The following is a 24,077-nucleotide window of genomic DNA, read 5'->3' as shown; positions in this document are numbered from 1 at the left end:
GGTGCCACAATGGATGTCGTAACAATAGGAGAGTCAATGGTTTTATTTACACCAGAGTCGGTTGGATCCATGACCTATGCATCTAAATTTGTTAAATCGATTGGAGGTGCTGAAACAAATGTTGTAATCGCGCTTGCACGTCTGGGGCATGAGGTAGGGTGGATTTCCTTATTGGGGCAGGATGATTTCGGTATGTATCTTCGCAACACTGTCCGCGGAGAAGGAGTTGACACCTCTCAGGTGAAATTTCTTCCGAACCATCCGACTGCTGTATTCTTTAAGGAACGAAAAGCAGCTGGAGAGCCAAGTGTATTTTATTATCGAAGAAATTCTGCTGCCTCTCAGCTATCACCTGCAGATATCAATGAAGCATATGTAGCGGCTGCAAAGTATCTTCATTTGACTGGTATCATGCCGGCATTAAGTGACACTTGCATGGAGACTGTATATCATAGTATCGACCTTGCGAAAAAGCATGGAGTTAAAGTAGTATTTGATCCAAATATTCGGTTAAAGCTCTGGTCAAAGGAAGAGGCAATTCCAGTTTTAAGGGATATCGCTAGGAAAAGTGACATTGTCTTGCCGGGAATAGAGGAAGGGATGATGCTCACGGGAGAAAAGGAGCCAGAAAGAATTGCTGCACAGCTATTAACAGGGGCGACTTCCATCGTAGTCATTAAGCTAGGAAAAGCAGGCGCGTACTATGCGACAGCTACCGAGTCCGGTTATGTGTCAGGTGTGCAGCTTGAAAACATAGTCGACCCAATTGGTGCAGGAGATGGCTTCGCTGCAGGATTTCTGTCTGGACTTCTACAAGGGATGCCCCTAGAGGAAGTGGTCAGCTTGGCCAATCGTGTTGCAGCTTTTGCCTTGACTGTCCCTGGCGATGCAGAGGGTTATCCATATGCCCACCAAATAAAAACTGGCTATGACCAGATTCAAAGGTAGGTAAGTTAATGCTCGAAATAAAAAGTTGTAAGATTATCCCTGTGCTTCGAAAAATTCCTTATTCAAAGAGTGCTTCTATTATAGACGCTCTTTACAAAGGGGGCATTAGGGCAGTTGAAATCACAATGGACACGGAGCAAGCTGAGCTGATGATTCAAGAAACGGTAGAACGATATGCTGACAAGCTGCTTGTCGGAGCAGGAACAGTTTTAAATATTGAAGAGGGCAAGCGTGCAATCGAAGCAGGTGCTCGGTTCCTCGTGTCGCCCGCTCTCGATATGGAAGTCTTAACGTTTGCTATCAGTCAGCAGATTGAATTTATACCAGGTGTGTTCACTCCTTCCGAAATGCTACACGCCCGTAAAGCCGGTGCTAGCATGGTAAAGCTCTTCCCGGCATCTAGCCTGGGACCAGGTTTCATCAAGGATGTCAGAGGCCCTCTAGGTTACATCGACATCATGACTACAGGGGGCATCACCAAGGAAACCGCTCACTCCTATATATCGGCAGGAGCAGCCGTCATTGGAGCAGGCAGTGCATTGGTTAAAAAAGAGTTTATCAATCAACAGGACTGGAACGGTTTAACCAAGGAAGCGGCAAGCTGGCTCGAAATAGTGAGTGGTGGAAAGCTATAGACAATTTGGTCTATGGCTTTTTTATTTTGATAAAGAAATTACAAGTAAGTAGAGCAGGATTTCCTACAAAAAGTGGAGATTCTAGAGCTCCTGAATGATTAGTCGGTGGCTATTTACGAACAGTCGCTCTCGGAGTCCGTTTAGTCGCTTTCAGTTCGACATTAGTCACTTTCACGACTAGTTTAGTCACTTATCGGAAATTTGCTGGAAATTAGGTTGAGATAGTCCCAGTTTTAAATTGGAATGGGCATTGCTACTCCTCTAGCATCCCTGCCGAAAGAAGTGACATAGGCAATGGTCCACTTTTTGCATGTATAAAGTGGAGATTCTAGAGCTCCCGAACAATTAGTCGGTGGCTATTTACGAATAGTCGCTCTCGGAGGTGGTTTAGTCGTTTTCAGTTAGGAGTTAGTTACTTTAATGACTAGTTTAGTCGCTTTCATCTTAGAATTAGTCACTTTCGTAACTAGTTTAGTCACTTATCGGAAATTAACTGGGAAAAGTTAGCTCAATTCAGTCAGTCGCTCTAGTATCCATATTAGTAGCCTTTATTGAAGGCTGGATTTTTATTTTCTGTAAAAGTTCACCGAATTCTTTTCCCTCTAGGTGTTTTCTTTGGTTTCAACTTACGCTCGTTAGCACTTGCCCTACGCTCAGACCAGGCTTCTATCATTCCAAACAGAATATCTATTATCCACATTCTACCTCCTCCTTTAGCATACATACGAATCTAAGAGTAGAAGGATTCACTAATTGAATAGTTTCATTTTCGAAAGGGTAGCCTTTGAGAAGAGATAGAGGAGGTGGACGCATGTTTGAAAAGAAACTGGCATTGCACGAAATGATGGAATTCCATGAGGTCATCAATTTTATGACGTTAAGTTTATTAAAATCCAAGCTCTCCCAAGGGGTTGTATTTGATCAAGATCTTAGGGAATTGCTTGATAAGAATGTGAAACTGACTACCCCTGCTTTAGAAGCGATGCTTAAATTATACCGGAAAACGGAGCTTGAATATTAGGAGGAGTAAGTATGAGCACCATGGATTATTTAGATCCAATGAATTCTGTTGGCATGCCAGAATTGACCGATGCGGGGGTTGCGATGGAGTTTTTAATTACCACGAAAACAGGAATTCGTAACCTTTCCATAGCGTTAACCGAGACAGCTTCACCTGTTATGCGAAAGCTGATTCAAACTCAGTTAAACGTCATGATTGAGTTGTATTCGGATATTGCCGATTTGATGGTAAAAAAAGAATGGTTAAAGCCGTACGATTTAGAAGGTCAAAAGGTTTTGGACCTTCGTTCAGCGGAAAATGCCATTTTCATCGCCAAGCTAGACCTGTTTCCTGAAAACATGAATCGAAAAGGTTTATTCCCAAGCCCACCAAAATAAGAAAAGGAGGTGACAGTCATGAAGGCAGTCACATATCAAGGAATGAAAAACGTGGAAGTGAAAAAGGTAGACGACCCGAAAATAAAGAAAGCCGATGATATCGTTATACGTGTTACATCTACTGCAATATGTGGATCAGATTTGCATCTGCTCCACGGGATGATTCCTAACTTAGAAAAAGGCTATGTTATCGGGCATGAGCCGATGGGAGTTGTTGAGGAAGTTGGAAAGGGTGTCACGAAGGTCAAAGCTGGAGACCGCGTCATCATTCCGTTTAATATTGCTTGCGGTACTTGTTGGTATTGTACGCATGAGTTAGAGAGTCAATGCGATCATTCTAATAAAAACGGAGAGATGGGAGCCTATTTCGGATATTCCGATACAGCCGGTGGATTCCCTGGAGGACAAGCCGAATATCTGCGTGTCCCGTACGCCAACTTTACTCCATTTATTATTCCGAAAGAATCTGAAGTACCCGATGAAAAACTCACCTTGTTAGCGGATGTCATGCCAACTGCTTACTGGAGTGTGGACAATGCAGGAGTGAAAAGCGGGGATACGGTGGTTGTCATTGGGTGTGGTCCTGTTGGTTTAATGGCCCAAAAGTTTGCTTGGCTAAAAGGGGCCAAGCGAGTGATTGCTGTTGACTACATTTCATATCGTCTCCAGCATGCCAAGAAGCATAACAAAGTGGAAATCGTGAACTTTGAATCGCACGACAACTGCGGAGAATATTTAAAGGAGATGACAAAAGGTGGGGCAGACGTTGTCATTGACTGTGTAGGTATGAGTGGGAAAATGACACCGATGGAATTTTTAGCTTCTGGATTGAAACTGCAGGGAGGGGCAATGGGTGGACTTGTCCTAGCTACACAGGCTGTCCGAAAAGGCGGTACCATCCAAGTTACCGGAGTCTATTCATCCAGATACAATGCATTCCCACTGGGAGATATCTTTCAGCGAAATGTTACCCTGAAAACAGGACAAGCTCCTGCAATCCACTACATGCCTTTCCTTTACAGCTTAATCGAACAAGGTAAAGTGGATCCAGGTGACATTGTGACGCATGTCCTCCCTCTAGAAGAAGCAAAACGAGGGTATGAAATTTTTGATACGAAGCAGGATGGCTGCATCAAAGTAATATTAAAACCATGAGGAAGGAAGCTGGGGCACCACACCTAGCTTCTTTTTTTGTTGAGATTAAACTAGCATCCCCGCCGATAGAAGTGATATTGGCAATGGGGCCACTTTTTGCTTGCAAAAAGTGGAGACTCTCGAGCTTCTGACCAATGAGTAGATGGCTTTTTATGAATAGTCGCTTTCGGAGGTAGTTTAGTCGCTCTCAGAGATGCATTAGTCGCTTTCACGCCTAGTTTAGTCGCTTTTATCTCACCATTAGTCGCCCTCGCAGCTAGTTTAGTCACTTATCGGAAATTTACTGGAAATTATATGATGAGAAAGCAAACACTACTGCTATAGTAGATCACTATTTTAATTTGAAATGGGCATTGCTACTCCTCTAGCATCTCCCGCCGATAGAAGTGACATAGGCAATGGGCCACTTTTTGCTTGCAAAAAGTGGAGATTCTCGAGCTCCTGGACGATGAGTAGATGGCTTTTTAAGAATAGTCGCTTTCGGAGATGATTTAGTCGCTCTCAGAGATCCATTAGTCACTTTCACAGCTAATTTAGTCACTTATCGGAAATTTACTGGAAATAGTAGAGCGCAAAATATCCCCAATGGAAGTGCCTTTGATAAAGTACCTACATACCCCTAAAAATAGCCTTCTCGCCACTACTAATCTTCTCCTACTAGCTTATGAAGAACTGGTATAATAATGAAAAAAAGAACGTGGGTGAGCAAACATGGATTTAAACAAGCTACAAGAGAGCATCGATCCGAAGATTTGGAAGCGGGGCTATGATTACTACTTGGAGGAAAATGTAAGGGAGTGCTTCAAAGAGGATAATGAGACTTATCATTTCATCGTGGAGGGGACGGATGATTATGAAGTGACCGTTACGTTAGATGATGATGGGGAAGTTATTGATTCTACTTGTGATTGCCCTTATGAGATGGGACCGGTTTGCAAGCATGAGGTGGCAGCCTATTTTTAGCTTCAAGAAATGGAGCCACAGGAGAAAGCGAAAATGCCCCCTTTAAAAGATTTATTGAACCAATTAACAAAAGAAGAACTAGTAGAGCTTATTTATAAGCAGGCAATGAAAGATAAAACCTTTGCTGCACAATTAACGAAACCGAAGGCTACGAAGAATGAATTAAAGAAGCAAATTATTGCTGTCGTGAAAAACTATAATAGAAGGAACCGCTTTTTAAGCTACCGAGAAGTAAATGATTTTGTAACCGATATGATGGAGGTTCTAGATCAAATTAGGGAAGTGAAGAACGTCTTAGAGGGACTAGACTTAGAGTTGTATGCCCTCCAGAAGGGAGTGGAAGCCTTTCAGTATGCAGATGACTCCGGGGGAGATGTTGGTTATTTAGTTAAATCGATACTTTCTCAAATAAAAGGCAGAGTCGTGGAAAGTCTAGATTTAGCGTTAAAAGATAAGACAACAATTTTGAATAAGCTGATGAAATTTAGTGAGCATGCTTGTTTCGACGGTTGGGAGAATTTTCAGCTAGATCTCTTAGAAATTTGCTTGGTTTATGTAGATGATCAAACCCTTGCGAACCAATTTAGAGAGAAGCTAGAGGCACTATTAGACAATAAAGACGTGGATCGCTATTATCATGGGCAGATACTGGAACTGTTGTGGAGGATAAAAGTGATTCATGGAGCGGAGCAGGAAAAAGAAGTCTTTATTCAGCAGCATATACATCTCACCTTCTTCCGTCAGCTTTTAATTGACCAGAACCTAGAAAAGAAGAACTACGAAAAGGTTCTCGAATTAGCCTTGGAAGGGGAAAAGCAAGATCAGCAATTGGGAGGCTTAGTAGACCAGTGGAAAAAGAACAGATATCTTGCTTATAAAGGGCTAGCACAAAAAGAGCAGCAGGTACAGCTTGCAAGGGAGCTGCTGATTTCAGGAGATTATCAATATTATCAGGAGCTGAAAGAATTAGTGCAAGATTGGCAGTCATTTTATCGAGGATTAATGGAGGAGATGCGAGGAGGAAGAGGAATATATGCAGATACTGTATACGAAAAAATAATAGAAGAGGAAAATGACGTAAACGAGCTTTTATATTACGTAAAGAAAAACCCACTCATTGTAGAGAGATATGGGGAGAAACTGATAGACAGCTTTCCGGATGAAGTGATTTCGATCTATGAAACACATATTCAACGGGCTGCAGAATCTTCTAATAATAGAAAACAGTACAAGGTCGTATGCAAGATTTTAAAAAAATATAAACAAGTTGCAGGAGTCGAGAAACAGCAGGAGCTAATAAAAGATTTAAGTGTCCGCTATGCGAAGCGACCAGCTTTTCTAGAGGAAGTGAGAAAACTATAGATTTAGGATTTATTGGCTATATAAAGCTATTCTAAAAGTAATGTTTTGGAAATCTTTCTTTATTATAATAGAATCATTTTCTAATTATTCCCTTATCCGCACTTTACCTTTACAACCAAAAATGGAATATTATAACTAATATTGTGTTGGTTGGGAGGATGTTTATGTTTTTTTATTATCAGCAATTGCGTAAGAAAAGAAGCTATTTATGGATGAGGGTTCGACTCCGATGAGGGTGCTGGATGTTGATTTGTTGCAACAGGGGATACGGAGAAATATCGAGTGGATGGACAGGCTCGGTAAACAGGCGCTTGATATCCAGTGGAGTGTCGAGGGTTTGGTAGAAATGGATTCATCTTTCACGGGTGAAGGGGGAACTGCTATCAGGGAATACTATGCAGAATGCCACCTTCCATTCCTGCAGTTCTTTCAAGTTTTCACCGGTAGCTTCCAACAGATTCTTCGTCAAATGGATGATGCGCTGCATTCGCTAGAACCAGCCGTAAGTGGTCATATCCTAGAGGAGTTTTTAGCTGGTGAGCTGGAGCAGGGACTCACTCTTATTGGCAAACTAACAGAGGTCTTAACCGACGAGGCAAATCAAATCATGGACATGGTCAGTGATATTGTTGCCTTGCCTCATCTCGATGATGGTGCTGTTCAGGAGGGGATCCTGCAGTCCAAAAGAAAAAGGGATGATACAGTCGACCAACTCCAAGCATTTGATACAACGCAGACAGCTTCACTGCAAGTAGTGGAAAAGGATCTCCAGACCATGAAGGATTGGCTCGCAGGAATGGAGGGACTGTTCCAAAACGGACTGAATGGGATATCCTTTCAGGCAGGACATTGGAGGGGCAATCCCTCAAGAAATCAGCTGGTGTTGAACCTAGCCACGCGGGAATCGTCATTCCAGTCGACCACCTTGACCAAGGAGCTCTCGAACATGCTCACGATCTTCCTAAGCGGCATCTCTCCAATCCCCTTTGGACTTGGAGGGTTGATTCTTCCTGTCAAGGGATTTATGGGGCCGGGAATATTAGCTGCGGCGAATCAAAAGCTTGAGACTGGAACATCCAAAGAAGAGCTGGATGAGATCTATGCTGCACTGAAAGAGAAATATCCAGATCTGGCAGTTAATCACTCAGACGTGGAAAGGACTTATTCAACCGATGAAAGTATCACCTATGCCGGAAAGCGAAAGGTGCTGGGAGGCAATGGATCAGGAACGCCAGATGGTCTCGCATGGGTGACAATCGGTACCGTGAACTATTTCACAGAGGATATCGCTACCATCGTGAGTCCCGACGCGCGCTTGGATGAACGGCTCTTGGCAGCCGCCTTCACTTTCGTGAAACCACTCAAATATGTTGATGATGGAATAGAGATAGGGGAAACAGCGGTAAAGAGCTTGAAAGCGAAGGGAGTCGGGAAGGCAGAGTCTGGTGGTAGAGTAGAGTCTAAGGGTGCGAATGAAGTGATCATGACAAATAGTCGTCCTGATTTTGTTGGTAAATTAAAAGGTGAGGACGTAACCCTTCCTAATGTTAAAACAGAAAAGGTTACGTTTAATAAAAGAAATCCTGTTGACACAGCTCAATTGCGTAAGGATTTTAATATGGTCAGGAAAAATTTAATGAAGTCCATGGTTAATAATGCTGAGAAGATAAAAGAATTAAAAAAAGCCGGAATTTCGGATAATGATATTGAAGATATGAGGGAATATGGAATAGTTCCAGACGGTTGGCAAGTCCATCATAGAATCCCATTGGACCAAGGTGGCACTAATGATGTGGAAAACTTAATTCTGATAAAAAACCATCCCTATCACAAGGTTATTACAAATGAGCAAAATTCATTAACAAAAGGTATGAAACCTGGAGACAGTAAGAAAGTGGATTTTCCTATTCCAGAAGGAGACATTTACCCTCCTAATAAGGAATAAATAATATTAAGAAGGTGATTTTTATATGTGGAGAGAGCAAATAAATGAGATTGCCAAAATAAGAGAGAAACGAAATAGAAAACTCAATTTACCTGCCAAAGAAAACGAGTTATCAGGATTTCATAAATCTATAGTGGAAAAATTCGGTGAAGATATATTGCCACAGCAATACTATGAATTTTTAAAAACAGTTAATGGGATTGAATTTAATGGACTTAAAATTTATGGGATTGACCAAAAATTTTTGGTTTCTAAGCCAATAAATCATGTCGATAGTTTTTATGATGCCAATGAAACATGGGACTCAATTAAAGACGAAGATGAGCTAATTTTTTTTGGTGATTCAGATATAGCTTGGTATTGTTATAATGTTTCTAAAAAAATTTTTGTAGAACTAGATAAGCCTTCAGGTGAGTATATGGAAACTTTTGGCGATTTTGATAATATGCTTGAATCCGCTTTATATGCAGCACTTAGTTAAATATACAATCAGACGACAACTTTTTGTGGAGGATGAAGAGAGTAGTGTAGTATACAGAACCTGACCAATGCTAACTGTTTAATGGTAGGAGATAATAACAAATGAATCTGGATAGTTATGATTAGAATTGGTAAAGAAATTGAAGATTATAAATGATTATTTCGGACCTTGATTGGCTGTAAACTGTCTTTCAAGGTTTTTTGATGAGTAAGTTAGTAGAGCAAAATCTCCAGACCATAGGATTTGCTCGTAGGTATGGAGGGGAAATCCCTCAAGAAGTCGGTTAGTGTTGAACCTAGCCACGCGGGAATCCTCATTCCAATCGACCACCTTGGCCAAAGAACTCTCGAACATGCTCACGATCTTCCTAAGCGGCATCTCTCCATTTCCCTTTGCGGCGAATCAAAAGCTGGACACCGGGACATCCAAAGAAGAGCTGGATGAGATCTATGCTGCACTTAAAGAGAACTATCCAGACCTAGCAGTTAATCACTCAGCTGTGGAAAGCACCTATTCAACCGATGAAAGTATCTCTTATGCCGGGAAACGAAAGGTGCTGGGAGGCAACGGATCGGGAACGCCAGACGGTCTCGCATGGGTAACAATCAGTACGGTGAACTATTTCACAGAGGATATCGCTACCATCGTGAGTCCCGACGCGAGCTTGGATGAACGGCTCTTGGCAGCCGCCTTCACTTTCGTAAAGCCACTCAAATCTGTTGATGATGGAATAGAGATAGGGGAAACAGCGGTAAAGGGCTTAAAAGCGAAGGGAGTCGGGAAGGTAGAGTCTAAGGGTGATACAGGTAAAAAGAATTTAGAAATCCAATTTACAAAAGAACAACTTGCCACTAAACCATCATATTCTCCTGCACCGGATAAATGGACAAAGAAAGGTGGTAAAGTGAAAATAGATGAAGACGGGACTTGGATATATACAAATAAGAAGGGACAGACAGTGAGGTATCCAGATGGTTATCCAGACTTCACAGAATACTCACATCCTACTGTTAAGCCAGTAGAAATTGAAATAGCAAGCCCGACGAATCGTCCGTTAGATTATAAAAATGCAAATATTAAGGCGAGATTAAATAAAGATTCTGATCCACCAGTACAAGTAATGAATAAACCTCCAACAGGATATATATGGCACCACCATCAAGATGGAAAAACAATGATTCTAGTTCAAGATAAAATTCATGCTGAGTTTACTCATGCGGGAGGAATATCGAATGTGAATAAAAAATAGATAAGTAGAGGAGTATTAACATGGCCAAAATTATAAATTCACATAAAAAGCTTACTATAGAAGAAATTAAGGAATTTGAAACAGAAAATCAAGTTAGCTTTACTAAAAAGTATAAGGAATTTTTAATTCAATGGAATGGTGGATATCCTGAGCCTAATTTGTTTAGGGTTTCTGATGAACAGGGCGTAAGTGTGTTAAATGAGTTTTATGGGATTGGCGACATGTATAGTAATTTAGCAGATTATATTGATATATACGAATATAGACTGCCTGATGGATTTTTACCGATAGCAAATGATCCAGGAGGAAACATAATATGTTTAGGTACCCAGGAGCCGTATTATGAAAAAATTTATTTTTGGGATCATGAGCAAGAACCAGAAGATGCTGAAGATATGAGTAATATGTATTTTCTTGCAGATAATATTGATGATTTCTTGGATAATTTATATGAAGATACTGATGAAAAAAAAGGTCATTAATTATAAAGAACACAATACAGATAGTTATAAAGATTTGATTGTTTAATAGACAAAAGGCTATCGTATATTTTACATGCCGAATTTTAAGTAATGATGAAATACAAAACAGGTTATGAATCTGAATCTTTAGAGGATTTTTTTTGGGAAATTTCTAAGAAATAATGACTATTATCTAGATTTAATTGAGGATTAGTTTAATTGGTAGAAGAAAAAATCTTGATTGGCAATAAACTGCCTTTCAGGATTTTTTTAGCTGAATAAAGTAGTAGAGTAAGATTTCCAGCCAATGAAGGATTGGCTCGCAGGTATGGAGGGACTCTTCCAAAACGGACTGAAGGAAATATCCTTTCAGGCAGGACATTGGAGGGGCAATCCCTCAAGAAGTCGGCTGGTGTTGAACCTAGCCACGCGGGAATCCTCGTTCCAATCGACCACCTTGGCTAAGGAGCTCTCGAACATGCTCACGATCTTCCTAAGCTGCATCTCTCCAATCCCCTTTGGACTTGGCAGGTTGATTCTTCCTGCCAATGGATTTATGGGGTCAGAAATATTAGCTGCTGCGAATCAAAAGCTGGAGACTGGAACATCCAAAGAAGAGCTGGATGAGATCTATGCTGCAAAGAGAACTATCCAGACCTGGCAGTTAATCACTCAGACGTGGAAAGCACCTATTCAATCGATGAAAGCATCACCTATGCTGGGAAGCGAAAGGTACTGGGAGGCAACGGATAATATTAAGAAGGTGATTTTTATATGTGGAGAGAGCAAATAAGTGAGATTGCCAAAATAAGAGAGAAACGAAATAGAAAACTCAATTTACCTGCCATAGAAGTAATGAAAGAATTTGAGGAGAAGTAAACAATAAAGTACTTCCTCCTATTCTTGATGAAGCTACCTAAAAACCAAATAGAGAAGTTGAAGGAAGGTAATTAAGAAACAAGGAGATAAGTACGATGCTCATCATATAATTGAAGATACCTTTGATGAAGAACACGAATGGTGGAATATGCATCCTGCAAAATTCCCCGATGAGAATCAAGCTGGTATTCATGGAGCAGGTTCACCAGCAAATACACTATTTAAAGGAGGTAAAAAATAATGAGCTATGTATTTATTAAGGCAAACCAAGAAAATAGTTTTTATCCGGTGACTGAAAACGAAATAAAAGAGGTCGAGAAGGAACTTAATTTAACATTTCCTAAGGAGTTAGTTAATTTTTATATAGAGGTTGGCTACGGATTTATTAAAAGTTCAGAGTTTAATATTAATCGTATTATGGGTCCATATTCAGTAAGGGATTTTCGATTAAGAGTTAATGATTTTGAGTTTTATCCCGACATAGAAATCTATGATGAATTTGAGAATAACAAACTAATATTTTTTGAAGGCAGTGAATCAGCTTTAATGTCAATAGAATTGAATGAAAAGAATAGAAGTGCAGTTTACTATTATGATATTCAAATTGCGACTTCTCTTGAAGAATTTTTAAGAAAGATAGAAGAAAATGATAAATATTACTTGGAGTCACTAGCTGATTAAAGAACAATAATAAAACATACCTTGAATAGTTTTACGCTTTGCACTGACCTAAAAATATGAGATAAATAAGAAAACAGGGGGATACCATAATGGAAAAACAAGGATCGGTTTCAATTTGGTTAGGGAATATTAACGATGTGGAGTCAATAGGAGAGTATGTTGATTTAATGTATGATGAGGATGGCGAGTCTGTCCCTTCCCAATTCTTTATCGATTTTAATATTGATATGGATGAAACAGATGAGGATACTATAGAAAAAGCGGTCTATAAGGATAGTAGTAGTGATATTTCAGTATTATTAGATGGCTGTTCGTATGAAGAAATTGTCATCCCAAAATCCAGAAAAGTATAACCCTAAAGAAATCATATAATGCAGTAATTTTAATATATAATTTTGAATATAAAAATGAAAATAGTTCAACTGGTGGTTTTGATTTTATTGCTACTACAAATTATGAATGAATAAGATAACTATTAAAGGTTCTAATTAGTAAGCCTTCAGATAAAGAGATTGATATACCTGAGATATAATGTAATTTAAGTGAAACCTTGATTCGTAAGTACCTTTGGGAATATTTGGATAAAGCAATCCGTGAGAATTGGTGGTCGTAATATAAAAGGTAAGTAGAGAGGGGAGTAGGATGATGAAGGGTGAATGGATACCTGTAAAAGAAATTCCAGATAATACTCCAATTTGGAGCGGATCAATAGTTAGGGTTTATGGAACTAACAATTGAAAAGAAGACTATTATGATTACATAGTTTCTTTTATATATGATAATAATGACTTCTTACAATTAACTTGTCTTGCACAAGGAGAAGGGGGAAATATCATATGTGTATTGCAAAGAGAACCAAATACTAATTATTCATTAGGGATAGAATTAAAAAGGATGATGGATGATGGTACAAACTTAGTGTTTGTTAATTTTTCTCCTAATTGTATTGTAAATTAATAACCTTTGAGTTGAATAGAGAGCTCCATATGAAACCCTGATTTGAATACAATTCTCCTGGACAAGCGGATGCTATCCAATTAACAATATTAGCTCTATATCAGATTACTCCCCCCACTACAGCAGGTCTTTTTCACCCCTTGCACGAATATATGTAGATAAATCTAGTTGTAGGGGGTATGATGATGTCCTTTGTCGAGGGGAAATATGTGGAGGTGGATTCAGGGGTCGAGCTGTTTGTACAAGATGTTGGAGAAGGGGAGCCAATTGTGTTTATTCCAGGCTTCACGTTTACCACTGAGGTATTTTTGAATCAGGTTGAATTTTTTTCTAAAACAAACAGAGTAATTGTTTTCGATCCGAGAAGTCATGGGCGATCTACCAAGGCACTTCATGGGAATGACTATGTGACCCATGGTGCAGATTTAGCTGCTGTTTTACAAGCATTGGATGTAAAGAATCCTACACTTGTAGGATGGTCCTTTGGCTGTTTAACTGTTTGGGAGTATTTGAAGGAGCATGGGCTTGAACAGGTCAAATCTATTGTCCTTGTGGATATGCCACCCAAATCATTATCGGTACACGAGGGTGATTGGGTAGAGGGGGCTCTGGATGACATAGCGGGTATCTATAATAGCTATCTACGAAATTCGAGTGGTCAACGAGAGTTCATCACCAATTATATTACCAACGTTATGGTACAGAGAGAGCTTGAAAACGAGGAACTGGCATTGCTTGTGGAGCAGTCCTTAAAAACACCTTATTATATTGCGACCAACCTGTTTGCATCAGGAATGTTCTCGGATTATCGAGAAACAGCAAAGAAGGCGAGTCAGATTATCCCTTCCTTAACAGTTGTGGCTGAACATTGGGCAGAGACTGCCAGCAGCTATCTTCAGCAAGTAACCCCTGAATCGAGAATTGAGATTCTAGGTGGGCATATGATGTTTTGGGAGTATAGTGAAAAATTTAATGAGATTGTTTCGAGTTTCTTGAATGAGTTGGAATAGCGAAACGTTTAATTGGGTTCAGTATAGCGCTGAACTCTTTTTTATTGCTTGTTTTACATGGTATTAATTTCCTTCACAAACATTTAACTAGGTAAGTCTATTTTATTTATCTGAAATATGATATTATTCTATTAATTTAAAAATTGCTTAGGGGGAAATAAAAATGACAGTAGAGACAGAGAAAGTGCATTATTTTCCGGAGGATGTTGTGCATTATGCTTGGGAGAAGAATGCGAAGCCGGTTTTAACCATAGAGAGTGGGGACACGGTAGTTTTTAAGACAAGAGAGGTTACGGACAATCAGTTTTCTATAGAGTCTACTACTGAGTCCATTGCCAATTTGAACTGGGACAAGGTATATCCGCTTGCTGGGCCTGTGGCAATTGAAGGCGCAGAGCCAGGGGATACATTGGAAGTGGAGATTGTGAATTTAGAGACTGGTAGCTGGGGCTGGACGGCGATTTTGCCTGGGCTTGGATTGTTGCCGGAGGAGTTTCCAGATGCATACTTAAGAACCTTTGATTTGTCGGATGGTGAGTACATTCATTTACGTGAGGATATCAAGGTTCCAATCGAGCCGTTTTTGGGGACGATGGGGGTTAGCCCGAAGAATGCAGATGGTCAGCCAATCATGCCACCAGGAGCCTTTGGTGGAAATATGGATATCCGTCAGCTGACAATCGGTACAAAGCTATATCTTCCTGTTCAGGTAGCTGGTGCTTTATTTAGCTGCGGTGACGCGCATGCAGCACAGGGGGATGGAGAGGTATGTGTATCTGCATTAGAATGCCCGATGACTGCAACGTTAAAGTTTCGTTTAATTAAAGGAAAAGAGATTCCGACTCCACAGTTTCAGACGAAGGGAGCATTGACTCCGAAGGTCGATCACAAGGGCTTCTATGGTACAACTGGCGTGGGACCTGATTTAATGAAGGCAGCTCAGGATGCACTTCGCTCCATGGTTCAGCATATCTCCGAAACATATGAGATGGAGCCAAAGGACGCATATTTACTTGCTAGTCTATGTGTAGACTTAAAGATTTCCGAAATTGTAGATGCTGGACAATATATTGTGAGTGCGGTATTACCACTAGCTGTTTTTGATGAAAAATAAGTTGGAAGGACGGCTGCTGTGTAAAATGAAAGATAATGTATGTTTTTATTAGTAGAAATGAACTTTATCTTTCCTGTCAACCATTAGTGCATCGCTAAAATTCAGTGGTGTACTTTTTTGTTTTTGGTAACAGGGGGGAAATAGTAGGAGGCTGCTAATCATGAATACTAACATTTATATGGTAAGACACGCAAAGTCACCATTTATACTTGGTCAAGAGCTTTCGAGAAACCTATCTCAACAGGGTATGATAGATGCAAAAAAAGTGACGGACATCATGAATAATAAGAAAATCGATGTAATTGTTTCAAGCCCGTATAAGAGAGCAATTCAAACTATTAAAGGGATTGCGAATGCGAATGATATGGAAATAAAGGTGTATGAAGAGTTAAGGGAAAGGCATTTAGGCGATGATGAAATGACAGAAGAAGAGATTCAGCAGGCAATAAAGGCTTCCTATGAGGATATCGATTTTTCCTTCACTGGTGGAGAGTCAATTAGAGATGTACAAAATAGAGCCATTCCTGTAATCAAACATCTTCTAAATGAGTATCAGGCGAAGACGATCGTCATAGGAACTCACGGGAATGTGATGACCATTATAATGAATTATTTCAATCAAGAGTATGGATATGAGTTTTGGAAAAACACTTCGAAACCAGACATTTATAAATTGGATTTTGCAGGGGAAACTCTGCTATCGGTCCAAAGATTATGGGAATAATCTCTTATGATAACTAGGTTTTGGATTAATAAACTTATGGTGCCGTCTTTGTGGGTGATGAATATGTTATTATTTGGATAATAAAGAGAGGGGAGAATAGGGGATGGGTGTGATTCATGAGTTATCAAAGGAGCAGGTGCATTTTAGGTGGGATAAGGATTTAAGCCCAGTCTTGACTATCGACAGTGGCGACACAGTTGTTTTTGAGACGAGAGATGTGGTGGACGATCAGTTTCAAATTCATTCACAGACAGAGGAAATTGATTTAATTGATGGAAAGCGGGTTTATCCGTTAGCTGGGCCAGTAGCGGTAAACGGTGCGGAGTCGGGTGATACGTTAGAGATAGAGATCGTGGAGCTGAAGACAGGAAGCTGGGGCTGGATGTATATTCTCCCAGAGCATGGCTTACTAGAAGAAGATTTTCCAGATGCCTATTTGAGAACGTTCGACTTGTCGGATGGCGAGTACATACATTTCCGTGAGGATATCCGAGTGCCGATTCAGCCATTCTTAGGAACGATGGGCGTTTGTCCGAAGGGGGCGAAGGATGCTCGTATTATGCCGCCTGGCAGTTTCGGAGGCAATATGGATATTCGACAGCTCACAGTTGGCACGAAATTATATCTTCCTGTCCAGGAAGCAGGGGCATTGTTCAGCTGCGGAGATGGGCATGCAGCACAAGGGGACGGAGAGGTATGTGTAACTGCACTTGAATGTCCGATGACTGCCACGCTGAAGTTTCGATTAATAAAAGGGAAAGAAATCCCGTCTCCCCAGTTTTTGACGAAGGGAGCACTTACTCCAAAGGTAGATCATAAAGGCTTTTATGGGACTACAGGGGTAGGATCGGATCTGTTGAATGCTGCAAAGGATGCAGTTCGTGCGATGGTCTCTCATATTGCAGAAACATATAAGATGGATCCGAAGGACGCTTATCTGTTAGCGAGTTTATGTGTAGACTTGAAAATCTCGGAGATTGTAGACGATGGCCAATATATTGTGAGTGCGTTGCTACCGCTCGCAGTGTTTAGTGTATAATGTTTGGATGATGGAAAGCCCGGCTTTTATGCTGGGCTTTTTTGTTGTGTCTGTCCCTGTGTGAGGCGCAATTCTGATGACTTTTTGGGTGAGGAGCTCGGCGGCTCGGTAGCTCAGAATTACAACATTATGCTTCATTTCTACAACATAGCAGGTGATTTTTACAACATTACTTCATGTTTTTACAACATTCTCTGGAGTTCGGTGCTCGTTAGTTCAGAATTACAACATTATGCTTCGTTTTTACAACATAGCGGGTGATTTTTACAACATTATGTCTTACTTTTACAACATTTTCATGGCGGAATTTTAGAATTACAATATTATGCCTAATTTTTACAACATTAATGATGATTTTTACAACATTATGCTTCATTTTTACAACATTCACCGGAGCTCGGTGCACGGCAGTCCGGAGTCCCTGTGTGAGGCACAGTTCGGTGGAGAATTGTGTCTGTCCCTGTGTGAGACACAATTCATTAAAAAGTTTACAAAAGCTTTACATTGGATTAATAGTAGGTTAACTATTGGACTTTATGATAGAGATATATGAATGGAAAACTTATTTTGGGAGGTTCTCATGTTTTTAAAGAGATTTGGTCTGGGACTGACGTTTACGGTAGCACTTATGTTAGCAGGGTGTGGGGCAAACGCAAGTGATACAACAGCTAGTGGTAGTAGCAACACAATCTCCATTTCTGGGTCTACATCCGTGGGTCCGCTTGCGGAAAAGCTAGCGATGAAATATGAAGGAACAAATTCAGTGAATATAGAGGTAAACCAAATTGGTTCATCTGCAGGAATCGCCAATGCCACAAATGGGGTATCGGAGATCGGGATGAGCTCCCGTGATTTAAAGGAAGAGGAAGCAGCACAGCTCGAGGAAGTCATTATTGCGTATGACGGAATTGTAGTTGTGACACATCCATCGAATCCAGTGAATGATCTTACATTGGAACAGGTGAAGCAAATCTTTACCGGTGAAGTGACGAACTGGAAAGAGCTAGGTGGAGAGGACTTAGAAATAGTCGTTGTCTCTCGTGAGGATGGCTCCGGGTCTCGAGATGCCTTTCAGGAAATCGTAGGGTATTCCTCTGGTGAGCTCATTCAAAATGCAATTGTAGCGAGTGGAAACGGTAATATTAAAACAACAGTTGCGATGAATAAGCATGCTGTTGGATTTATTTCCTTTGAGTATATAGATGAATCTATCCAACCATTGAAGATTAATGGGGTGGAGCCGACAGCTAAAAATGTTCTCGATCAACAGTATAGCCTTTCTCGTCCCTTCTTGTTTGTCTATAAGGATGGACAGCTATCTGAAAACGGTCAAGAATTTATTGACTATATCTTAAGCGAGGATGGACAAGTAGTTGTTTCAGAAGCCGGTGCCATCCCAGTGCTTGAATAGGAGGACATGTCATGACGACTATTCCAGAATTGGAACAACAAAAGGTGGAAATGAAGAAGGCGAATAAACGCAAGTACTTTCTAGAAGGCTTGTCTGCAAAGGTTTTTCTAGGATGTGCGCTCCTATCTGTTGTGAGCTTGGCTTTGATTATCGCCTTCGTTTTTTATAAGGGGTCTTACCCATTTGTCGCTGAGGGCTATAGCTTTATGGATTTCCTTTTTGGGACAGAGTGGGTGCCTAGTGAGAATAAATTCGGCATACTGCCAATGATCGTGGCTTCCCTACTTGCAACATTAGGGGCATTAATCATAGGTGTGCCGGTTGGATTATTTACAGCAATCTTCTTAGCAGAAATTGCACCTAAAAGGATGGCAAAGATTGTTTCTCCAGCAATTCAGCTTTTAGCAGGAATTCCATCCGTGTTATACGGGGTATTTGGATTAGCGATTATTGTACCTTTTCTACAAAATAATTTAGGGCTGGCAAGAGGACAGAGTCTACTAGCAGTTATTCTCGTGCTAGCAATCATGATGTTACCGACAATTGTAACAGTCGCAGAAACAGCGATTCGTGCAGTGCCGAAGACGTATCGCGAGGGCTCTCTAGCACTTGGTGCCTCTCAAATAGAAACGATATTCAAGGTGGTTGTTCCAGCTGCTAAGTCTGGAATTATGGCTGCAATTGTTCTAGGTCTAGGTCGAGCAATTGGTGAGACAATGGCAGTTATTCTGGTTGCAGGTAATAGCTTGATTATCCCAACTAGCCTGACGGATAGTGTTCGTCCATTAACTACGAACATTGCGTTAGAGATGGGATATGCATCAGGTACGCATCAGGGAATGCTGTTTGCGACAGGTATCGTGTTATTCTCCTTTATTCTAATATTAAACTTTGTTTTAGCGAAAATTTCTTCTAGAGGTGCCAACTAATGAGAAAAACAAAAGACAATATATTTCGTGGGCTGCTCTGGGGCGCTGCTTTCTTGTCTGTAGCAGTGCTAGTCGTGATCGTTGGCTTTATCTTTTATAAAGGCTTCCGACTAATCAATTTTGAGTTCATCTTTGGTGACTATTCCCCATCTGGTGGCGGAGGAATTTGGCCGATGATCGTTACAACGATTTATTCGATTCTTATTTCATTAGCCATTGCAACTCCAATTGGTATTTTGGCGGCTGTATATTTACAGGAATATGCGAAGCAGGGACGTCTAGTTAAGATGATTCGCTTTGCGACGGAAAGTTTAACAGGGATTCCTTCTATTATATATGGACTATTTGGAGCAGTATTCTTTGTAGCGACCTTGAAGCTAGGAATGTCCATCATTGCTGCATCCCTTACGTTAACAATTATCGTTCTTCCGGTAATTATCCGTACAACGGAAGAGGCGCTTAAGACTGTGCCTAATGCCTACCGAGAGGGCTCATTGGCTCTTGGGACTACAAAGCTGCAAACATTGTTCAAGGTTATCCTGCCAAGTGCAATGCCAGGTATTCTATCAGGAATTATTCTTTCGATGGGACGTATTGTCGGAGAATCTGCAGCAATTTTCTTAACTGCAGGGACGGTTGCAGCGATGCCAGAAAGCATATTCTCTTCAGCTAGAACGTTAACCGTTCATTCTTACCTAGTCACACAGGAAACTGGTGATATTGAGCTTGCTGCGGCAATCGGTATTGTGTTGATTGTTATTATCCTATTACTAAATGTAACTGCTACTTTCATTTCCAAGAAATTTAACAAGGCTGACTATTAATTGGAGGGAACTCATATGATAACCATGATGGAAAGAACGGAAGAGACAATGACTACTGCCAAGGTTGAAGGGAAGATTCAGGTATCCAATCTAAATCTGTTCTACGGAGAAAAGCAAGCGTTGTTTGATGTTTCTCTAGATATACAAGAGAGAGAAGTAACAGCATTAATAGGGCCTTCTGGATGTGGGAAATCAACCTTCTTGCGTACACTGAATAGAATGAATGATTTGATAGATGGTGTGAAGATTAACGGGAAAATTGTCATTGATCATGAAGATATTTATGAGAGCCAGGATGTGATTAAGCTTCGCACTAAGGTAGGGATGGTATTCCAAAAGCCAAACCTGTTTCCAATGAGTATTTACGATAATGTTGCCTATGGACCTCGTATGCAAGGAATTAAAAATAAAAAAATGCTGGACGAGATTGTAGAGGAAAGTCTGAGAGGAGCGGCAATCTGGGATGAAGTGAAGGATCGCTTGAAGACTTCTGCATTAGGACTTTCTGGTGGGCAGCAACAACGTGTTTGTATTGCTCGTGCCATTGCAATGAAACCTGAGATTATCTTAATGGATGAGCCTACCTCTGCACTAGATCCAATTTCTACACTTAAAGTGGAGGAGCTAATTGCTCAGATGAAGAAGGATTATACGATTGTAATCGTAACGCATAATATGCAGCAGGCAGCTAGAATTTCTGATAAAACTGCCTTCTTCTTAAATGGTGAAGTGATTGAGTATGACCAAACAAATATAATTTTTTCTACACCACGTGATTCTCGTACGGAAGATTATGTGACAGGCAGATTTGGATGATAGGGGGCACGGATAATGATTCGCGAGAGCTTTGAAAAAAATATGCAGGATTTAGAAGATAAGTTAGCGGAAATGGTTCGTCTGACAGACGAGGTAATTGTGCAGGCTTACGATGCACTTAAAAAGCAAGACTTGGATGGGGCAATCAATGTTATCGAAAAGGATAACGAGATTGATGAGCTAGAAAAAGAAATTAATCAGATGGCTATTTGGTTAATGGCAAAGGAACAGCCGGTTGCAAGAGATTTACGAAGAATAATAGGGATTGTCAAAATCTCTAGCGACATCGAACGAATTGCAGATTATGCGATTAATATGGCGAAATCTACTATTGTCATTGGAGAAAGAGAAAGCTTATTATATCTTACAGAGCTAGAGCCAATGAAGGATGTCTCTCTAGAAATGCTGCATAAGTCAATAGAGGCATTTGTAAAGGAAGACATTGCGCTAGCTAAAGAGGTTGGAGAACTGGATGACCAGGTGGATAAGCATAGAAAAGAAAACTATGAGAGGCTTACTTCCTATTTAAGTGAGCACCCAGAGGAAACAAATCAGCTTGTTCAGCTTTTATTCATTAATCGTTTTCTTGAACGTCAGGCTGACCATATTACGAATGTTGCTGAAAGTGCTGCATATCTTATTAAAGGGAAAATGTATGATTTAAATATCTAATAAAAGATAGGCAGAAATGTTGGATATCCAGCATTTCTGCTTTTTTTAATTCTTTAGACTGATTCAGTGTATTGTTTATTATTGTCAAGGCAAAGCAAGGAGCTTATACATGGCGTGATTTTCCTATCCTATTTCCTGTTTTCAAGTTGCTCGTATCGTATTTTTTACATAAGAAAAAAAGGAAAGGTTTAGTAGTATAGTGATATTTTTCATTTTCTAAAAGGGTTTACGCTCTTCTTGTCGAAACTTGGATAGTGACATGAGGGGAGGAGAATAAATGATTGAGCTCCGAGATGTGAGAAAATATTATCGATCTGGAAGCAGCAAAAGTGAAATTCTTCGAGGAATCAACTTGCGAGTGGAGCAAGGAGAGTATGTAGCCATCATGGGGAAGTCTGGCTCTGGGAAGAGCACGATGTTAAATCTACTCGGAACATTGGATCAAGTTGATAAAGGAAGCTATGAGTTGTCTGGAAAGCCGATACATAAGATGAGCAAGTACCGACGAACAAGGTTAAGAAATGAAGAGATTGGTTTTGTCTTTCAGCATTTTCAACTGATTCCTAATTTGACGGTGTATCAAAATGTCTTGCTTCCCTTGACGTATGGCAGGAAGCGTTTAAAGAGGAAAAAGGCAAGAGTATATGCCCTTCTAGAGGAAATGGGTTTATTGGATAAGCGAAAGCAAAAACCTGAACAGCTTTCTGGTGGAGAAAAGCAACGAGTAGCAATTGCGAGGGCATTAGTGAATGAACCTAGTCTAATATTGGCAGATGAGCCTACTGGCAGCTTGGACGAAGAAACTACGGCATCTATCTTACAGCTCTTCGATCGTGTGCACCAGCAGGGTACGACAATCATCTTAATTACTCATGATTTAGAGGTAGCAGAGCGGGCTGATCGAATCCTCTATTTAAAGAACGGGGTGATTCAATGAAGATACTAACCGCCTTAAAGCTTGCTATTCTTGGATTATGGTCGAATCGATTTCGTGTACTGTCTGCCATGCTGGGAATTGTCATAGGAATGTTCGCAGTCATTGTTTTGACTGCTATTGCCATTGGCGTAAAGGACACACTCATGAAACAGATGGGGAGCCTGGGTGCGGAGCAGATTCTTGTGATACCAGGAAGGTTACTAGATACTGCGAATGGGCAAAAGGATCTCTTAAGTGGATTAACGAGTGTACCAAGCACTCTCACCTATGAGGATGCAGAGGCAGTAGAAGCCGTGCCCCATGTGAAGTCTGTCACACCTCAGCTGGAGACAATAAACTGGGTAGAGTACGAGGAGAAGAGGGTGCAATCTTCTTTAGTGGGAACGACCAACCTCTATGCGCAAATTCAGCATGCTGAGTTAGCAGAGGGACGCTTCTTTTCGGAGGAGGAGCAGGACGCTAATGCTAGAGTGGTAGTTCTAGGGAATAATATTCAACAGACTTTACTTGGCATAACGGATGTGCCTTCTGAGGATATGGAAGGAAGCGGTGGAGAAACAAAGCCAGTACCATTTTGGGAGCGATTATTGCAGAGGCTACTAGGAGAGAATGCTTCTGCTGCCAACAGTATAGTTGGACAAAAGGTGCTGATTAATGAGGAAGAGTATGAAGTGATTGGTGTACTAGCACCGAATGCGGCACTTGGCTCCAGCACCGACAATAATATCATTATACCGATAGGAACAGCACTTGAAGTGACCGATATGAAGAACCTCACGAAAATAGTGGTAGAGGCAGATAGTGTAGAAACAATAGATGAAGTCGATGCGGCGGTTTTTAGTGCAATAAAAGAAAATCACTCCGAAATAGATTTTAGTGTGATTAAGCAGGAGCAAATGCTCGGTGCCCTTAGCAAGGTAACATCTATTCTACAGGTGATGCTTTTAGGAATAACTGCTACTGCTTTATTTATTAGTGGAACCGGCATTATGAATGTCATGGTGATGTCTGTTCGAGAAAGAACGAGGGAAATAGGGATTCGTAAGGCTTTAGGAGCTACTACCTTTGAAATCATGCTGCAGTTTTTCTTTGAAACCTTCCTCCTTTGTATCGTTGGGGGAGTTATAGGGATTGGATTAGGATATGGCTTTATTGAATTATGGAACAATCAAATAGATTTGTTTTCGCTAGTGTTACCGCTTTGGGCAATTAAGCTCACTCTATACACTTCTATAGGGATTGGCGCACTATTTGGTATTTATCCAGCACTCAAGGCAGCGAGAATGAATCCAAGCAAGGCTTTGCGCTTTGAATAAAAGTGGGCACTCGAGTTTATTCAGCTCGGGTGCTTTTCTGTGCAGTAATATAGCGAATCCTATCATATTATTTCCGAGGAAATAATGGAAGAAAGCTGGGAGATTGGATTATAGATGAGCCTTCGGAGAATTGCTTGTTGTAAAAATAGAAGAGTGAAGCCTCCGAAAATT

25 protein-coding genes and 1 pseudogene are annotated in these 24,077 nt (G+C 40.6%); all 26 read left to right on the top strand.

All coding sequences use genetic code 11. The features are described 5' to 3' along the window. The first annotated feature begins 9 nt into the window (after positions 1 to 9). The 26 genes and pseudogenes from AC1VU3_RS13695 to AC1VU3_RS13570 all read left to right on the top strand — a co-directional run bounded on the left by AC1VU3_RS13695 (position 10) and on the right by AC1VU3_RS13570 (position 23,906). On the top strand, positions 10 to 948 hold the full coding sequence (locus tag AC1VU3_RS13695; RefSeq protein WP_482983776.1) for a sugar kinase: 939 nt from the start codon (positions 10 to 12) through the stop codon (positions 946 to 948). Between the two features lie 8 nt (positions 949 to 956). Beyond that, entirely contained in the window at positions 957 to 1,583 is a 627-nt protein-coding gene (locus AC1VU3_RS13690; protein ID WP_482983775.1) for a bifunctional 4-hydroxy-2-oxoglutarate aldolase/2-dehydro-3-deoxy-phosphogluconate aldolase, read from the top strand. A gap of 811 nt (positions 1,584 to 2,394) precedes the next feature. Continuing rightward, a complete protein-coding gene (locus tag AC1VU3_RS13685) occupies positions 2,395 to 2,604 on the top strand; it encodes a spore coat protein (protein WP_480390238.1) in 210 nt (69 codons plus the stop codon). Between the two features lie 11 nt (positions 2,605 to 2,615). After that, positions 2,616 to 2,981 (top strand): spore coat protein, encoded by a 366-nt coding sequence (locus AC1VU3_RS13680; protein ID WP_482983774.1) that lies wholly within the window; start codon positions 2,616 to 2,618, stop codon positions 2,979 to 2,981. Between the two features lie 18 nt (positions 2,982 to 2,999). Then, entirely contained in the window at positions 3,000 to 4,136 is a 1,137-nt protein-coding gene (locus AC1VU3_RS13675; RefSeq protein ID WP_480390240.1) for a zinc-dependent alcohol dehydrogenase, read from the top strand. A 711-nt stretch (positions 4,137 to 4,847) separates the two neighbouring features. Further along, complete coding sequence (locus tag AC1VU3_RS13670) at positions 4,848 to 5,099, top strand: SWIM zinc finger family protein (protein ID WP_482983773.1); 252 nt, start codon at positions 4,848 to 4,850, stop codon at positions 5,097 to 5,099. 33 nt (positions 5,100 to 5,132) lie between these two features. Continuing rightward, entirely contained in the window at positions 5,133 to 6,461 is a 1,329-nt protein-coding gene (locus tag AC1VU3_RS13665; protein ID WP_482983772.1) for a hypothetical protein, read from the top strand. Positions 6,462 to 6,669: 208 nt separating this feature from the next. Then, a complete protein-coding gene (locus AC1VU3_RS13660; protein ID WP_482983771.1) occupies positions 6,670 to 8,406 on the top strand; it encodes a T7SS effector LXG polymorphic toxin in 1,737 nt (578 codons plus the stop codon). 25 nt (positions 8,407 to 8,431) lie between these two features. Further along, positions 8,432 to 8,887: a YrhA family protein gene (locus AC1VU3_RS13655; protein WP_482983770.1), complete on the top strand. Its 456-nt coding sequence runs from the start codon at positions 8,432 to 8,434 to the stop codon at positions 8,885 to 8,887. A gap of 352 nt (positions 8,888 to 9,239) precedes the next feature. Continuing rightward, positions 9,240 to 10,136, top strand: a complete 897-nt coding sequence (locus AC1VU3_RS13650; RefSeq protein WP_482983769.1) for an HNH endonuclease — start codon at positions 9,240 to 9,242, stop codon at positions 10,134 to 10,136. A gap of 20 nt (positions 10,137 to 10,156) precedes the next feature. Beyond that, positions 10,157 to 10,618: an SMI1/KNR4 family protein gene (locus AC1VU3_RS13645; protein ID WP_482983768.1), complete on the top strand. Its 462-nt coding sequence runs from the start codon at positions 10,157 to 10,159 to the stop codon at positions 10,616 to 10,618. Positions 10,619 to 11,075: 457 nt separating this feature from the next. Beyond that, the gene (locus AC1VU3_RS13640; protein WP_482983767.1) at positions 11,076 to 11,390 is read left to right on the top strand and encodes a hypothetical protein; all 315 of its coding nucleotides are present in this window, start codon (positions 11,076 to 11,078) and stop codon (positions 11,388 to 11,390) included. Positions 11,391 to 11,540: 150 nt separating this feature from the next. Next, a pseudogene (locus tag AC1VU3_RS13635) lies at positions 11,541 to 11,717 on the top strand (LXG family T7SS effector ribonuclease toxin YxiD); the annotation flags it as partial. After that, entirely contained in the window at positions 11,717 to 12,157 is a 441-nt protein-coding gene (locus AC1VU3_RS13630; protein WP_482983766.1) for an SMI1/KNR4 family protein, read from the top strand. The pseudogene AC1VU3_RS13635 and the gene AC1VU3_RS13630, both read left to right, overlap by 1 nt. A gap of 89 nt (positions 12,158 to 12,246) precedes the next feature. After that, complete coding sequence (locus AC1VU3_RS13625) at positions 12,247 to 12,510, top strand: immunity 22 family protein (protein ID WP_482983765.1); 264 nt, start codon at positions 12,247 to 12,249, stop codon at positions 12,508 to 12,510. 789 nt (positions 12,511 to 13,299) lie between these two features. Continuing rightward, a complete protein-coding gene (locus tag AC1VU3_RS13620; RefSeq protein ID WP_482983764.1) occupies positions 13,300 to 14,124 on the top strand; it encodes an alpha/beta fold hydrolase in 825 nt (274 codons plus the stop codon). Positions 14,125 to 14,287: 163 nt separating this feature from the next. Continuing rightward, complete coding sequence (locus AC1VU3_RS13615) at positions 14,288 to 15,238, top strand: acetamidase/formamidase family protein (RefSeq protein ID WP_482983763.1); 951 nt, start codon at positions 14,288 to 14,290, stop codon at positions 15,236 to 15,238. A 160-nt stretch (positions 15,239 to 15,398) separates the two neighbouring features. After that, on the top strand, positions 15,399 to 15,962 hold the full coding sequence (locus AC1VU3_RS13610; protein WP_482983762.1) for a histidine phosphatase family protein: 564 nt from the start codon (positions 15,399 to 15,401) through the stop codon (positions 15,960 to 15,962). Between the two features lie 103 nt (positions 15,963 to 16,065). Next, complete coding sequence (locus AC1VU3_RS13605; protein WP_482983761.1) at positions 16,066 to 17,001, top strand: acetamidase/formamidase family protein; 936 nt, start codon at positions 16,066 to 16,068, stop codon at positions 16,999 to 17,001. A 580-nt stretch (positions 17,002 to 17,581) separates the two neighbouring features. After that, positions 17,582 to 18,412, top strand: a complete 831-nt coding sequence (locus AC1VU3_RS13600; protein ID WP_480390250.1) for a phosphate ABC transporter substrate-binding protein — start codon at positions 17,582 to 17,584, stop codon at positions 18,410 to 18,412. 11 nt (positions 18,413 to 18,423) lie between these two features. After that, a complete protein-coding gene (gene pstC / locus AC1VU3_RS13595) occupies positions 18,424 to 19,341 on the top strand; it encodes a phosphate ABC transporter permease subunit PstC (RefSeq protein ID WP_480390251.1) in 918 nt (305 codons plus the stop codon). After that, on the top strand, positions 19,341 to 20,165 hold the full coding sequence (gene pstA, locus AC1VU3_RS13590) for a phosphate ABC transporter permease PstA (protein WP_480390252.1): 825 nt from the start codon (positions 19,341 to 19,343) through the stop codon (positions 20,163 to 20,165). The genes pstC and pstA overlap by 1 nt, the downstream gene beginning before the upstream one ends. Before the next feature lie 27 nt (positions 20,166 to 20,192). Further along, positions 20,193 to 20,981: a phosphate ABC transporter ATP-binding protein PstB gene (gene pstB, locus AC1VU3_RS13585; protein WP_482983790.1), complete on the top strand. Its 789-nt coding sequence runs from the start codon at positions 20,193 to 20,195 to the stop codon at positions 20,979 to 20,981. A 15-nt stretch (positions 20,982 to 20,996) separates the two neighbouring features. After that, positions 20,997 to 21,653 carry a phosphate signaling complex protein PhoU gene (phoU, locus tag AC1VU3_RS13580; RefSeq protein WP_482983760.1) on the top strand — a complete coding sequence of 219 codons (657 nt, stop codon included), beginning with the start codon at positions 20,997 to 20,999 and terminating at the stop codon, positions 21,651 to 21,653. 277 nt (positions 21,654 to 21,930) lie between these two features. Then, positions 21,931 to 22,590: an ABC transporter ATP-binding protein gene (locus AC1VU3_RS13575; RefSeq protein WP_482983759.1), complete on the top strand. Its 660-nt coding sequence runs from the start codon at positions 21,931 to 21,933 to the stop codon at positions 22,588 to 22,590. Next, positions 22,587 to 23,906, top strand: coding sequence for an ABC transporter permease (locus AC1VU3_RS13570; RefSeq protein ID WP_482983758.1), 1,320 nt, complete (start codon positions 22,587 to 22,589; stop codon positions 23,904 to 23,906). Before AC1VU3_RS13575 ends, AC1VU3_RS13570 begins: the two co-directional genes overlap by 4 nt. Positions 23,907 to 24,077 lie beyond the last annotated feature (171 nt).

Source organism: Psychrobacillus sp. Z16_25, from assembly GCF_056856695.1.
Note: the sequence above shows the minus strand (reverse complement) of the source record. Positions and strands in the feature narration are given on the sequence as shown.